This window comes from Pedococcus dokdonensis, from assembly GCF_900104525.1.
Classification (GTDB): domain Bacteria; phylum Actinomycetota; class Actinomycetes; order Actinomycetales; family Dermatophilaceae; genus Pedococcus; species Pedococcus dokdonensis.
In genome coordinates this window covers 757,917-770,727 of record NZ_LT629711.1, presented here as the reverse complement: position 1 = coordinate 770,727, position 12,811 = coordinate 757,917, and the positions used below count along the sequence as shown (strand labels likewise).

At 72.5% G+C, this 12,811-nt stretch carries 11 protein-coding genes and 1 pseudogene; 6 read left to right on the top strand and 6 right to left on the bottom strand.

From position 1 onward, the window contains the following. Nucleotides 1-101: 101 nt before the first annotated feature. The 3 genes from BLQ34_RS03715 to BLQ34_RS03705 all read left to right on the top strand — a co-directional run bounded on the left by BLQ34_RS03715 (nucleotide 102) and on the right by BLQ34_RS03705 (nucleotide 4,497). The gene (locus BLQ34_RS03715) at nucleotides 102-1,427 is read left to right on the top strand and encodes a lytic transglycosylase domain-containing protein (RefSeq protein WP_091781677.1); all 1,326 of its coding nucleotides are present in this window, start codon (nucleotides 102-104) and stop codon (nucleotides 1,425-1,427) included. Nucleotides 1,428-1,541: 114 nt separating this feature from the next. Continuing rightward, a complete protein-coding gene (gene pknB, locus BLQ34_RS03710) occupies nucleotides 1,542-3,515 on the top strand; it encodes a Stk1 family PASTA domain-containing Ser/Thr kinase (RefSeq protein WP_091781674.1) in 1,974 nt (657 codons plus the stop codon). Nucleotides 3,516-3,531: 16 nt separating this feature from the next. Continuing rightward, entirely contained in the window at nucleotides 3,532-4,497 is a 966-nt protein-coding gene (locus tag BLQ34_RS03705) for a DMT family transporter (protein ID WP_231961431.1), read from the top strand. Between the two features lie 60 nt (nucleotides 4,498-4,557). Here BLQ34_RS03705 and BLQ34_RS03700 read toward each other — a convergent pair whose 3' ends face one another. The 4 genes and pseudogenes from BLQ34_RS03700 to BLQ34_RS03685 all read right to left on the bottom strand — a co-directional run bounded on the left by BLQ34_RS03700 (nucleotide 4,558) and on the right by BLQ34_RS03685 (nucleotide 8,327). After that, on the bottom strand, nucleotides 4,558-5,625 hold the full coding sequence (locus BLQ34_RS03700) for a threonine aldolase family protein (RefSeq protein ID WP_172829337.1): 1,068 nt from the start codon (nucleotides 5,623-5,625) through the stop codon (nucleotides 4,558-4,560). A 4-nt stretch (nucleotides 5,626-5,629) separates the two neighbouring features. Next, nucleotides 5,630-6,981 (bottom strand): annotated as a pseudogene (locus BLQ34_RS03695) (class II 3-deoxy-7-phosphoheptulonate synthase). Nucleotides 6,982-6,984: 3 nt separating this feature from the next. Further along, on the bottom strand, nucleotides 6,985-7,608 hold the full coding sequence (locus BLQ34_RS03690; protein WP_091781671.1) for a VanZ family protein: 624 nt from the start codon (nucleotides 7,606-7,608) through the stop codon (nucleotides 6,985-6,987). Beyond that, nucleotides 7,605-8,327, bottom strand: coding sequence for a M15 family metallopeptidase (locus tag BLQ34_RS03685; RefSeq protein ID WP_091781668.1), 723 nt, complete (start codon nucleotides 8,325-8,327; stop codon nucleotides 7,605-7,607). Before BLQ34_RS03685 ends, BLQ34_RS03690 begins: the two co-directional genes overlap by 4 nt. 87 nt (nucleotides 8,328-8,414) lie before the next feature. Between BLQ34_RS03685 and BLQ34_RS03680 the strand changes: the two genes are divergently transcribed. From BLQ34_RS03680 to BLQ34_RS03670, 3 genes are read left to right on the top strand one after another with little or no spacing between them, the layout of a single operon-like run. Then, the gene (locus tag BLQ34_RS03680) at nucleotides 8,415-9,128 is read left to right on the top strand and encodes a response regulator transcription factor (protein WP_091781665.1); all 714 of its coding nucleotides are present in this window, start codon (nucleotides 8,415-8,417) and stop codon (nucleotides 9,126-9,128) included. After that, nucleotides 9,121-10,227: a sensor histidine kinase gene (locus BLQ34_RS03675; RefSeq protein WP_091781662.1), complete on the top strand. Its 1,107-nt coding sequence runs from the start codon at nucleotides 9,121-9,123 to the stop codon at nucleotides 10,225-10,227. Before BLQ34_RS03680 ends, BLQ34_RS03675 begins: the two co-directional genes overlap by 8 nt. 17 nt (nucleotides 10,228-10,244) lie before the next feature. Further along, entirely contained in the window at nucleotides 10,245-10,784 is a 540-nt protein-coding gene (locus tag BLQ34_RS03670) for a dihydrofolate reductase family protein (protein WP_231961430.1), read from the top strand. A 32-nt stretch (nucleotides 10,785-10,816) separates the two neighbouring features. Here BLQ34_RS03670 and BLQ34_RS03665 read toward each other — a convergent pair whose 3' ends face one another. Together BLQ34_RS03665 and macS are read right to left on the bottom strand one after the other, a co-directional pair. Then, nucleotides 10,817-11,527: a response regulator gene (locus tag BLQ34_RS03665; RefSeq protein WP_091781655.1), complete on the bottom strand. Its 711-nt coding sequence runs from the start codon at nucleotides 11,525-11,527 to the stop codon at nucleotides 10,817-10,819. Continuing rightward, on the bottom strand, nucleotides 11,524-12,711 hold the full coding sequence (gene macS / locus BLQ34_RS03660; RefSeq protein WP_172829325.1) for a MacS family sensor histidine kinase: 1,188 nt from the start codon (nucleotides 12,709-12,711) through the stop codon (nucleotides 11,524-11,526). The genes BLQ34_RS03665 and macS overlap by 4 nt, the downstream gene beginning before the upstream one ends. Nucleotides 12,712-12,811: the final 100 nt, after the last annotated feature.

Below are 12,811 nucleotides of genomic sequence, written 5' to 3'. Positions count from 1 at the left end.
CTCCAGCACCGACGGCTGGCCCAGACCGACGCAGTCCCAGTCCGGCGGCCCGCACGCCGCTCACGGCACTCCCGGGTGCCACCTGAAAGGCAGCCACCCCGATGTCACCTGTGATCGCTCCCGCAGCGCTCCCCCAGACCCCGCTCGCGGCGCCGGTCGCCGTCGTGCAGAAGGCCAAGCCCGCCCCCCACGGCTGGACCACCTACACGGTGCGCGCCGGTGACACCCTGGCCGCGATCGCCGACCGGACCGGCACCACCACCGGGGTCCTCGCGTCGCGCAACCACCTCGCGCACGGCGGCAACCACCTCTCCATCGGGCAGCGCCTGTCGGTGCCCAAGACCGCGGCCCAGGCGCGCGCCGAGGCAGCCCGGGCGCGGGCTGCCGCCGCCGCCCGCGCTGCGGCGATCCGGCGGGCCACGTACGTCGTGCGCCCCGGCGACACCCTGAGCCACATCGCGGCCCGCAAGGGCGTCTCGCTGGCCGCCCTGCTCAAGGCCAACCACCTCTCGACCCGCTCGGTCCTGCAGGTCGGACAGAAGGTGCGCATCCCCGGGTCCGGCGCCGCCAGCGCCCACCGGGCCACCGGCGCGTCGAAGGCGATCTCGACGACGACCTACCGGGTGCGCAACGGCGACACCCTCAGTGCCATCGCGGCCCGGACCAAGACCCCGCTGGCCACCGTCTACCGGCTCAACCGGCTGGGCGCGCGCAGCGTCATCCACCCCGGCCAGCTGGTCAAGGTGCGCGGCACGACGCCCGCGGCGACCCGCCGGGCCGGCTCCGCGGCATACCGGGTGCGCTCGGGTGACACCCTCAGCGGCATCGCGGTGAAGCACGGCACGAGGCTCGCCGCCCTGCTCAAGACCAACCACCTGTCGGCGCGCTCGGTCATCCACCCCGGGCAGCGGCTGCGGGTGCCGGCCAAGCCGGCCAAGAGCGCGACCAGCGCCAACACCTTCGCCGGGCGCACCTACCCCAGCTCGACGGTCAATGCGGCGAACCGCAACCGGTCGGCGCTGGCCCGCACGTCGGTGCCCAGCCGCAGCCAGACCAAGGCGATGATCGTCGCGACGGCCCGTCGGCACGGCGTCGACCCGAGGCTCGCCCTGGCCGTCGGGTGGCAGGAGTCCGGCTGGAACCAGCGCCAGGTCTCGGTCGCGAACGCCATCGGCGTCATGCAGGTCATCCCCTCGTCGGGGCAGTGGGCCTCCGAGATGGCCGGGCGCAAGCTCAACCTGCTGCGCACCCAGGACAACATCACCGCGGGCGTGGTCATCCTGCGCTCGCTGACCCGGTCGGCGAAGAACCTCGACCAGGCCATCGCGGGCTACTACCAGGGGCTCTACTCGGTGCAGCAGCACGGGATGTATGCCGACACCAAGGTCTACGTCGCCAACATCAAGGCCCATCGCGCCCGGATGTGACGTGCCTTTCCCGACCCGTGGCGCGGCTGCTCGGCGCCGTGCTCGTGTGAGCCGGGACACCACCCACGGACCCGCCTGCACGAGATGACCGGTCAGACCTCCTACACTTTGCGGGTGTCTTCAGGTGTCACCGAGTCGTTGCTCGGTCGGGTGTTCGACGGGCGTTACCGCGTCCTGTCGCACATTGCCGACGGTGGGATGGCGTCGGTCTACCTCGCCCTCGACACCCGTCTCGACCGTGACGTGGCCCTCAAGGTGCTGCGCCACGACCTGGCCCAGGACGAAGCCTTCGTCAGCCGGTTCAAGCGGGAGGCCCGCTCGGCCGCCCGCCTGTCACACCCCAACGTGGTGTCGGTGTTCGACCAGGGCGAGGACGACGGTCACATGTTCCTGGCCATGGAGTACGTGCCCGGGCAGACCCTGCGAGAGGTGATGAAGGCCGAGGGCCCGCTCACGCCGCGCGCCACCCTCGACATCCTCGCCCCGGTGCTGCAGGCCCTCGGGGCCGCGCACCGCGGCGGCATCATCCACCGCGACGTCAAGCCCGAGAACATCATCCTGCGCGAGGGCGACGGCACCGTGAAGGTCGCCGACTTCGGGCTGGCCAGGGCGGTCTCCAACCAGACCTCGCACTCCCAGACCGGGGTGCTGCTCGGCACGGTCGCCTACCTGTCCCCCGAGCAGGTCGAGCGCGGGATCGCCGATGCGCGCAGCGACGTCTACGCCGCGGGGCTGATCCTGTTCGAGATGCTCACCGGCACCAAGGCGTTCACCGGTGACACCCCGATCCACATCGCCTACCAGCACGTGCACGGCTCGATCCCGGCCGCGTCGTCGCGGGTCAGCTCGGTGCCCGGCGAGCTGGACGCCCTCGTCGCCCTCGCGACCGCGCGCGACCCCGACCAGCGACCCCACGACGCCGAGGACTTCCTCGCCGAGGTCCGCAAGTCGCGGGCGATGCTCACGCCGGCCGAGCTCGACCGGCGCCCCGAGGGTCCGGCCGCGGTCGGTGGCGGGGCGAGCACGGTGGCCGTCGAGCGCACCAGCGCACTTCCTGTGCACTCCGACGCCGAGCACGAGCCAAGGCACTCCTCCCAGGCTGCCCGCCCCCTGCCTCCGGTGGCACTGCCCATCGACCGCACCCCGACCACGCCTCCGGTGCTGCACGGCCGGGTCGTCGACACCTACGACGACGAGCCGCACGGTCGCGGGCCGTGGCGCTGGATCTGGGCCGCTCTCGGGGTCGCCCTGGTGGCCGGTCTCGCCGGCTGGTGGTTCCTCGCCGGTCCCGGCTCCCCCACCGTGGTCCCCCCGACCACGTCGCTCACCTTCGCCCAGGCCCAGGCCGCCCTCGACCAGGCCCACCTCGGCGCCGAGGAGGTGCAGAGCTTCGACGAGTCGGTGCCCAAGGGCATCGTCATGTCGACCGACCCCGGCGCGGGCCAGGAGGTCCGCCGCGGCACCGACGTGAAGGTCACCGTGTCCAAGGGACCGGAGCGGTATGCCGTGCCGAACGTCGTCGGCAAGTCCGCCGCCGAGGCGCGTGACCAGATCACCGCGACCAAGCTCACCGTGGGCAGCAGCAAGGAGGCCTTCGACGAGAAGGTCGCCGCCGGCCTCGTCGTGAGCGTCGACCCCAAGGTCGGCGCCCAGCTCAAGCGCGGCACCAAGGTCAACCTCGTCATCTCCAAGGGACGCCAGCCGATCCAGGTCACCGACTTCACCGGCAAGCCCGCCAACGAGGCGGTGGACGCGCTGTCCAAGGCCGGGCTCGAGGTCGACGCCACCGAGCAGCAGAACAGCGACACCGTCCCCAAGGGCAGCGTGATCTCGCAGAGCCCGACCGGCGGCACGCTCTTCAAGGGTGATCCCGTGAAGCTGGTCGTCTCCAAGGGCCCGGTCCTGGTGAAGGTGCCCGACGTCCAGGGCAAGCAGGAGGGCGAGGCGACCCAGATCCTCAAGGACGCCGGGTTCAACGTCACCGTCGAGCGCTTTATGGGCGGCATCTTCGGCACGGTCCGCAGCCAGGAGCCGGGCGCGAACAGCGAGCAGCCCAAGGGCAGCACCATCAAGCTCGTCATCGTCTGAGTTGTCGAACAGCGAGTTGTCCAACAGCGACTTGTCCAACAGCGAGTCGACCGACGTGGGGTCCGAGCGCTTCCCCGCGAGCCGGCTCGCGACGCTGCTGCTCGTCTCGGTCACGGCGGTCTGGGGCTCGACCTTCTTCCTGATCCGCGACCTCGTCGCGCACGTCCCCTCGGCCGACTTCCTCACGGTGCGGTTCGCGATCGCCGCGGTCGTGATGGCCGTGGTGTTCCGGCGCCAGACGCTCGCGCTGACCAGGCGCCAGGTGCTGATCGGCGTCGCCCTGGGTGTGCTCTACGGGCTGGCCCAGCTGCTGCAGACGATCGGCCTCGAGCACACCGCGGCATCGGTGTCGGGCTTCGTGACCGGCACCTACGTCGTCCTCACTCCGGTGCTCGGCGCCGTGTTGCTGCGCGACCGCATCAACCGGGTCACCTGGGCGGCCGTGTTGCTCGCGACGGCGGGACTGGCCGTGCTGTCCCTGCGGGGGCTGTCGGTCGGTTACGGCGAGGCGGTGACGCTCGCCTCGGCCGCGCTCTACGCATTGCACATCGTCGGCCTGGGCCGGTACTCGACCGCCGAGTCGGCCACCGGGCTGGCGACCGTGCAGGCCTTCGTCATCGCCGCGGTCACCCTGGTCGCTGCCGTGCCCGGCGGGATCACCCTGCCTGCGACCGGTGGGCAGTGGACCGCACTGCTCTACATGGCGCTCGTCGCCGGCGCGGTGGCGCTGTGGGCGCAGACCTGGGCGCAGTCACACCTGCCGGCCACCCGGGCCGCCATCGTCATGACGATGGAGCCGGTGTTCGCGACGTTCTTCGCGGTGCTCTTCGGCGGCGAGTCACTGACCGCCCGGATGGTGGTGGGTGGCTCGATGGTGCTGGCGGCGATGTACGTCGTCGAGGTGCTCGGGAGGCGCCCCGCCCGCGACGGCGCCTCGGCGGCCGAGGACCGGCCGGCCGAGCTCCTGCACCACGACGTCTGACTCCAGGCCGTCTGCCCGCGCGCGCCCAGTCGGGTGCCCCCGCGGCTGCCGGGCGACGGCTCAGCTGGACGGACCCGACTCCAGCAGCGGGACGAGCGTCTCGATGGCCAGGTCGGTGCCCGCGTCGTCGACGTCGAGGTGCCACACCAGCCGCACCGCCGTGGCGCTGACCGGATAGAGGCGGATGCCGCGTCGGCCGGCCTCCTCGACGAAGCCGGCCGGGGCCCACCCGGCACCCGACACGTCCAGGACGACGATGTTGGTCTGCACCCGCTGCGGGTCGACGGAGCCAGGCCGGCCGGCAGCTGCTGCGTCGGCGAACCGGCGCGCCCGGGCATGGTCGTCGGCGAGCCGCTCGACGTGGTGGTCGAGGGCGTGCAGCCCGGCCGCCGCGAGGATGCCGACCTGCCGCATCCCGCCACCGAACCGCTTGCGCCAGATCCGGGCGCTGGCCATCAGGTCACGCGAACCTGCGATGACCGAGCCCACCGGTGCCCCGAGCCCCTTGGAGAGGCAGACGCTCACGGTGTCGAACTGCCGGCCGTAGGTGTCGAGCGGGACCCCGGTGGCGACGTGCGCGTTCCAGAGGCGCGCCCCGTCGAGGTGCATGGCGACGCCACGGTCCCTGGTGCCGGCCCGCAGCGTCTCGATCTGGTCGAGCGGCTGCACCGTGCCCCCGCCGAAGTTGTGCGTGTTCTCGACGACGACGAGCCGCGTGTTGACCTGGTAGGTGCCGCCGTCGGGGATCATCAGCGCCAACGGCTGGGCGGCGTCGAGGAGTCCGTGCTCGGCCACCCACGACCGCGACGAGATGCCGGAAAGCACTGCGGCAGCGCCCATCTCGGCGCGTAGCACGTGGGCGAGCGAGTCGGCGACGAGCTCCTCGCCGTGACCCACGTGCAGCCGCAGGCAGAGCTGGTTGGCCATCGAGCCCGTGGGGGCGAAGAGCGCGTCCTCGTGGCCGAGCAGCTCGGCCACCCGCGCCTCGAGCCGGCGGACCGTGGGGTCCTCGCCGAAGACGTCGTCGCCGACCGGCGCGTCGGCCATGGCGCGACGCATCGCGTCGGTGGGCTTGGTGAGGGTGTCGGAGAGCAGGTCGACGTGCACGGGAGGTGCGGTGGGCGGCATCCGGTCAGTCCTTGGCGAGCATCTCGGCGACGAGGAAGGCGAGCTCGAGGCTCTGCTGGTGGTTCAGGCGCGGGTCGCAGACCGTCTCGTAACGCTTGTTGAGGTCGGCGTCGAGGATCTTCTCGGCGCCACCGATGCACTCGGTGACGTCGTTGCCGGTGAGCTCGACGTGGATGCCACCGGGCACCGTGCCGAGGCCCTGGTGCACCTCGAAGAAGCCGCGCACCTCCTCGACCACGTCCTCGAAGTCGCGGGTCTTGTAGCCACTGGCCGACTCGAAGGTGTTGCCGTGCATGGGGTCGCAGATCCAGGTGACCTGGGCGCCGCTGCCGGTGATCTTGTCGACCAGCGTGGGCAGCGCGTCGCGCACCGTCTTGGCACCCATGCGGGTGATGAAGGTGAGGCGCCCGGGCTCGCGGTCGGGGTCGACCTTGTCGATCAGCCGCAGGACGTCGTCGACCTCGGCCTTGGCCGACAGCTTGACCCCGATCGGGTTGAGCACCTTCGAGACGAAGTCGACGTGCGCGCCGTCGATGTCGCGGGTGCGCTCGCCCACCCAGATGAAGTGGCCGCTGGTGTCGTAGAGCTCACCGGTGCGGCTGTCGATCCGCGTCAGCGGGCGCTCGTAGTCGAGCAGCAGGGCCTCGTGCGACGAGAAGAACTCGGTCGTGCGCATGGCGTCGAAGTCGGCCCCACAGGCCTGCATGAACTTCATCGCCTTGTCGATGTCCTTGGCCAACCGCTCGTAGCGGCTGTTGGCGGCGTTGGCGACGAAGCCGCGGTTCCAGTCGTGCACGTGGCGCAGGTCGGCAAAGCCACCCTGCGTGAACGCCCGGACGAGGTTCAGGGTCGCGGTGCTCGCGTGGTAGGCCTGCACGAGCCGCTGCGGGTCGGGGGTGCGCGCCTCGAGCGTGAAGTCGAAGTCGTTGACCATGTCGCCGCGGTAGGCCGGGAGGCTGACTCCCTCGCGCGTCTCGGCACCGCTGCTGCGCGGCTTGGCGTACTGGCCGGCCATCCGGCCCACCTTGACCACCGGGACCGAGGCGCCGTAGGTCAGGACCGCGGCCATCTGGAGGATGGTCTTGACCCGGTCGCGGATGTTGTCGGCCGTCGCCGAGGCGAAGGTCTCGGCGCAGTCGCCGCCCTGCAGGACGAAGGCCTCACCGCGGGCCGCGGCAGCCATCCGGGACTTGAGGACGTCGCACTCCCCGCGAACACCAGCGGCGGATACGACGCGAGCTCGGCGACAGCGCTGGAGAGTCGGGCGGCGTCCGGCCAGTCCGGCTGCTGGGCAGCCGGGAGGTCGGCGCCGGCCGCGAGGCTGGCGAGGGCGTCGTGGTGCTGCGTGGTGCTCACCGGTCAAGGATAGGTGCGCGTCCCAGCGGGTGGGCAGGTGGCTCGGATTGCGGTCACCGCGCCGCGCCGGTGCCGCCGTGACACTGCAGCGGCGAGCCGGCCGACGCCGAGGACGACGATCGAGACGGCGCAGGCCAGGCCCGCGCCCGAGGCGTTGAGCAGCACGTCGTCGATGGACGAGACCCGGTCGAGGCGGAAGACGTACTGCGCCGTCTCGACCGTCCCGGAGGCCAGCGCGGCCACCGCGACGACACGCGGCACAGACGCGAGGGCGGGCCATCGCCACGGCGCGAGCAGCCCGAACGCGGCGAAGATCAGCAGGTTCCCCACCACCTGGAAGGTCGACATCGTGGGGAGGTCGCGCAGGGGCACCAGGCTCACCGCTCCGTCGACCTCGCCGGCCCGCATCCCCGGGAGCATGGTCATCCACACGCCCGGCACCGTCCCGTAGACCATGCCCACCTCGGTGAGCGAGGTCCGCCAGGCCCGGCCACGCGGCATACCGAGGTGGATCCGTCGGCCCGCCAGGGCGATCGCGCACAGCACGACCAGCGGCAGCGCCGCCGTCGTCGCGAGGACGACGCCGGTCTCGGTGCCGAGGAGGGTGGGTGAGCCGAGCAGGGTCATCGCGACATCCGGGGGTCCTGGGTGGGGTCGGCATACATCCGGGGGCAACCGTCGAGGGCGGCACCCTGACGCAGCTCGAAGTGCCACGGCTCGTTGCGGTAGACCCGACAGAGCCCGTAGGCGGCACCGTTGCGCTCCAGCCAGCTGGCCGCCCGCGTCGGGCCGACGTCGACGGCGTCGCCGGAGACGTGCTCGGAGGTCTCCGGGGTCGCCACCCAGCGACGGGCCTCCCGCTCGGAGCCGTACTGGGTGATCGCCTGGTCGAGCAGCCGCTCCTGCTCGGCGGCGGAGCGCCATCCGCTGTTGACGCCCAGCTCGACCCCGTCGTCACGGGCTGCGCCCGCTGCGGTGCGCAGGGCGGCCAGCAGGTCCGGGTCGAGGTTGGCCACCGTCGGATCCGTCTCGTCGAGCACCGACCCACCACCGCTCGTGCCCGCCGGTGCCCCCTCACCAGGAGCGGCGGTGGGGGTCGTGCGCGCGGGTCGTGCGTCGTGGGTCACGGGGGCGCCTTCGAGGTTCGGCGGGATCGCCGAGCCCGCTGCGCTCCCACCCGGGTGCACGGTGCCGGTCTCCGTCCGGGAGCCGAGCCCCAGGGACGTGAGGTCGAGCGGTGTCAGGGCGACGAGGGCGACGGCCGCCGCAGCGACGAGGAGTGCCACGGCGAGCGCGGTCGAGCGAGTCGGTCGCAGGGGCGTGTGGGTCAGTGGGTCAGGACTCATGCCGCAACCCAAGCCACCGCCGCGTTGCAGGGGCGTATGAGGTTTCGGATACACCGGCGATACACGCGTTCTCGTTAGCATCGCCCCATGCGGGTGCTGGTGGTCGAGGACGAGCCGTTGATGGCAGAGGCGATCCGCGACGGCCTGCGCCTCGAGGCGATTGCCGCCGACCTCGCCGGGGACGGCCACGTCGCGCTGGAGCTGTTGGCCACCAACGCCTACGACATCGCGATCCTCGACCGTGACATCCCGGGCCCGTCCGGCGACGAGGTGGCCAGCCGCATCGTCGCCTCGGGGACCGGCACCCCCATCCTCATGCTCACCGCCGCCGACCGGCTCGACGACCTGGCCACGGGCTTCGGGCTGGGTGCCGACGACTACCTGACGAAGCCGTTCGAGCTGCGCGAGCTGGTGCTGCGGCTCCGGGCCCTCGACCGGCGCCGGTCGCAGAACCGGCCGCCGGTGCTCGAGGCCGCCGGCGTCCGCGTCGACCCGTTCCGGCGCGAGGTCCACCGCGACGGTCGCTACGTCGCGCTGACCCGCAAGCAGTTCGCCGTGCTCGAGGTCCTCGTGGCCGCGGACGGTGGGGTGGTCAGCGCCGAGGAGCTGCTCGAACGGGCCTGGGACGAGAACGCCGACCCCTTCACCAACGCAGTGCGGATCACCGTGTCCGCACTGCGCAAGCGACTCGGCGAGCCCTGGGTGATCCGCACCGTGCCGGGCGTCGGGTACCGCATCGAGACGGAGGCCGTGGACTCCGACCCCGGGCCGGGTCGGGCCGCCGCGGGCGACCGTGGCTAGGGCACCCGGCCTGAGCGTCCGCCTCAAGCTCACCCTCAGCTATGCCGGGTTCCTGATGGCCGCGGGCGGGGTGCTGCTCGCGACGGTCTGGGTCTTCCTGCTGCGCTACGTGCCCACCAGCTCGTCCTTCGGTCCGGGCCCGTTCAGCCCGAGCCGCCAGGACCTGCAGGACGCGTTCTCGCCCTGGGCGGGGCGGGCGATGGCGTTCCTGCTCGTCTTCGGGCTGGTGGGTGGGTGGTTCCTCGCGGGTCGGATGCTCGCCCCCCTCAGCCGGATCACCGACGCGACCCGCCTCGCCACCAGCGGGACGCTCTCGCACCGGATCCGGCTCGAAGGGCGCAACGACGAGTTCCGCGAGCTCGCCGACGCGTTCGACACGATGCTCGCCCGGGTCGAGGCTCGGGTGGCCGAGCAGCAGCGCTTCGCGGCCAACGCCTCCCACGAGCTGCGCACTCCACTGGCGGTCACCCAGACCCTGCTCGACGTGGCCCGGAAGGACCCCGGCGCCGACCCGCGCGAGCTCGTCGACCGGCTCCAAGTCGTCACCACTCGGGCCATCGACCTGACCGAGGCGCTGCTCGTCCTGAGTCGGGCCGACCAGCGGTCCTTCGCGCGGGAGGACGTCGACCTGTCGCTGCTGGCGGAGGACGCAGCCGAGACGCTGCTGCCGATGGCCGAGCGTCGCGGGGTCAGCGTCGAGACCTCGGGGGCGCCGGCCCTGGCCGCCGGCTCGCCCACGCTGCTGCAGCAGATGACGACGAACCTCGTGCACAACGCGATCGTGCACAACCTGGCCGAGCACGGTCGGGTCTGGGTCAGCACCGAGACGCGTCAGGGGTCGGTCACGCTCAGCGTCGAGAACACCGGCGGACACCTCAGCCAGGCCCTGGTGTCCACGCTCCGCGAGCCGTTCCAGCGCGGCGTGGGCCGCACGCGCAGCGACCACGCGGGTGTGGGGCTGGGCCTGGCCATCGTCGACACGATCGTCCGGGCGCACGACGGCACCCTCACCCTCACCCCTCGACAGGACGGTGGTCTGCGCACCACGGTGGACCTCCCGCGAGGCGCGGGTGCCACCCCTGACAGGACGAGGCCCTGACCATGCTGATGTTCTCGATGAGCACTTCGATCGACGGCTTCGTCACCGACCGCGAGGGCGGGTTCGACTGGGCCGCGCCGGACGACGAGCTGTTCCGCTTCCACCACGACGAGGTCGCCACGCTCGGGGCCTACCTGCTGGGGCGCCGACTCTACGAGACGATGCTGGTGTGGGAGAACGACCCCACCGTCCGGGAGACGGACGACGGCGCGGAGTTCGCCGACATCTGGACCGCACTGCCGAAGGTCGTCTTCAGCCGCACCCTCGACGCCGTGCAGGGCAACGCCCGGCTGGCCCGTGGTTCGGTGGCCGCGGAGGTCACCAGGGCACTCGAGGCGACCGACCGTGCCGTCTCGATCGGCGGGGCCGAGCTGGCCGGCCAGGCCATCGAGCTCGGGCTGGTCGACGAGCTGCGGGTCTACCGCTGCCCGGTCATCGCCGGCGGCGGCACCCCCCACCTGCCCGCGGTCGCGCAGGTGCAGCGGTTCGAGCTCGTCGAGACCCGCCGCTTCGCGCAGGTGGTCTACGAGCGCTACCGGCAGGCACCCGCCGACTGAGGCAGGACCGCCGACGGCTCACCGGCCCGCTGTCAGGCCTCGGGGGTGTCCAGCCCCTTCGCGATCGCGAACCGCACCAGCTCGATCCGGTTGTGCAGCTGGAGCTTGCCCAGGGTGTTCTGCACGTGGTTCTGCACGGTCCGGTGCGAGATGAAGAGGTCGGCCGCGATCTCCTTGTAGGACATGCCGGTCGCGACCAGCTTGAGCACCTCGGTCTCGCGCTCGGTCAGCTCGGGGATCGGCCGTGAGGGGTCGGTCTGTGGCTGGGTCGACAGCTTGCGGAACTCCCCCAGCACCAGCCCGGCCAGGCCCGGGGTGAAGACCGCGTCGCCGCGCGCCGTCGCGCGGACCGCCTCGACGATCTCCTCCCGGGAGGCCGACTTCACCAGGTATCCGGTCGCGCCCGCCTTGACTGCCTCGAGCACGTCCTGCTGCTCACCCGACGCCGAGAGCACCAGGACCCGGGTCTGGAGTGATCCGAGGGCGGCACACACCTCGTGGCCGCGCATCCCCGGCAGGTTGAGGTCGAGCACCAGCACGTCCGGCCGGGTCGCCTTGGTGCGGTTGACCGCGGAGGGTCCGTCGTCGGCCGTGGCGAGCACCGCCATGCCGGCCTCGGCGAGGTCGCGCGCCACGGCGTCACGCCAGAGCGGGTGGTCGTCGGCGACGACCACGCTCGGCTCACGGGTGGCCGGCTCCCCGGGCTGCGGATCGGTGGCGCTGGCGCCGTCACTCGTGCTCATCGTGCTCCTCCGTCGTCCCGTCCGCCGTGCTTCGGTGCGCGCATCCGCACCGTCACCCCGGCCCCTTCGCGTCCCGCGTACTCGGCCGTGCCACCCAGGTCGGCCAGTCGCCCCCGGATGCTGGACGACGCCCCCATCCTCCCGGCCGCGGCCGCCTCGGCGAGGCGACCCGCCGGCATACCCACGCCGTTGTCACGGACGGTCAGGGCGACCTCGTCGCCGTCGTCCTCCACCAGCACCCAGGCCTGCGCCTCGTCGCCCGCGTGCAGGCGCACGTTGTCGAGGGCGGCACCGACTGCGGCGGCCAGCTCGCCGGCCACCCGGGGCGGCACGAGCACGGCGTCGGCCGGGGCAACGAGGTGCACCTGCCCGCCCGCGTAGCGCCCCAGCAGCTGCCTCAGGTCGACGTCACCGGACACGGTCGCCTCGGTGTCGGCCGGCGACGTTCCGCTGACCAGCGCGCGCAGAAGGCGCTCCTGGTCGGCCGCCATGCCGCCGAGCTGGGCGGACTCACCCCCGAGCTGGGTGCCGCGGCGGTTGATGAAGGCCAGCGTCTGCAGCACACCGTCGTGCACCTGCCGCGCCAGCCGCTCGCGTTCGCGCACCTGGGCCTCCAGGGCCAGGGCCTCGCGCAGCTTGGCGTGCCCCTCACGGGCCAGGTCGCAGGCGTAGCCGATCAGGGCGCCGATCAGGAGCAGCAGGACGATGTTGTTGATGGTGTTGGGGGTCGCCTTGCCGACCTCGATGACGTCGACGACACCGATGAACACCGCCGCGGGCAGGCCGCCCTTGCGACCGAGCAGCACCGCCGCCGACACGACCCCGGCCGCCGGCCAGAACGTCGGCAGCGTGCGGCTCCCGGCCTCGATCGCGGCGGCCGTGTCGACCAACCGCGTGGCGAGGATCGCGGCGGCGGCCAGCCCCAGCTCCACGACGACCAGCCACAGCCGCCGGCTGCGGTAGAAGACCAGGAAGACCGTCCAGACGCCGAGGACGGCGAGCACCACCCACGCCAGCGTCGGCCGCACCAGGTCGTGCGGACGGTCCCAGAGCGAGTATGCGGCGTAGGCCAGGGCCAGCGGGCGGAAGACGTCGATGCCCTTCCAGAACGCCGAGACCACCTCGGGCTGGGAACCGGGTGCGGCAGTGGCACGGCGCGCGGACAGGCTCAGGTGCCGCGCCACGTCGGTTCGGGTCCTCAGCTCGCCGCGCGGGCGCCCGGGGCACCTCGTCGGAGGCGTCGTCCGCGCCCTCGGCCACCGGGACGTCGGCACCGGCCTCGGC

What these genes read in the sequence shown, in the direction of transcription:
- BLQ34_RS03715 (WP_091781677.1), top strand. Translation starts at nt 102, where the DNA reads ATGTCACCTGTGATCGCTCCCGCAGCGCTCCCCCAGACCCCGCTCGCG.
- BLQ34_RS03700 (WP_172829337.1), bottom strand. Translation starts at nt 5,625, where the DNA reads ATGCCGCCCACCGCACCTCCCGTGCACGTCGACCTGCTCTCCGACACC.
- BLQ34_RS03690 (WP_091781671.1), bottom strand. Translation starts at nt 7,608, where the DNA reads ATGACCCTGCTCGGCTCACCCACCCTCCTCGGCACCGAGACCGGCGTC.
- BLQ34_RS03685 (WP_091781668.1), bottom strand. Translation starts at nt 8,327, where the DNA reads ATGAGTCCTGACCCACTGACCCACACGCCCCTGCGACCGACTCGCTCG.
- BLQ34_RS03680 (WP_091781665.1), top strand. Translation starts at nt 8,415, where the DNA reads ATGCGGGTGCTGGTGGTCGAGGACGAGCCGTTGATGGCAGAGGCGATC.
- BLQ34_RS03670 (WP_231961430.1), top strand. Translation starts at nt 10,245, where the DNA reads ATGAGCACTTCGATCGACGGCTTCGTCACCGACCGCGAGGGCGGGTTC.
- BLQ34_RS03665 (WP_091781655.1), bottom strand. Translation starts at nt 11,527, where the DNA reads ATGAGCACGAGTGACGGCGCCAGCGCCACCGATCCGCAGCCCGGGGAG.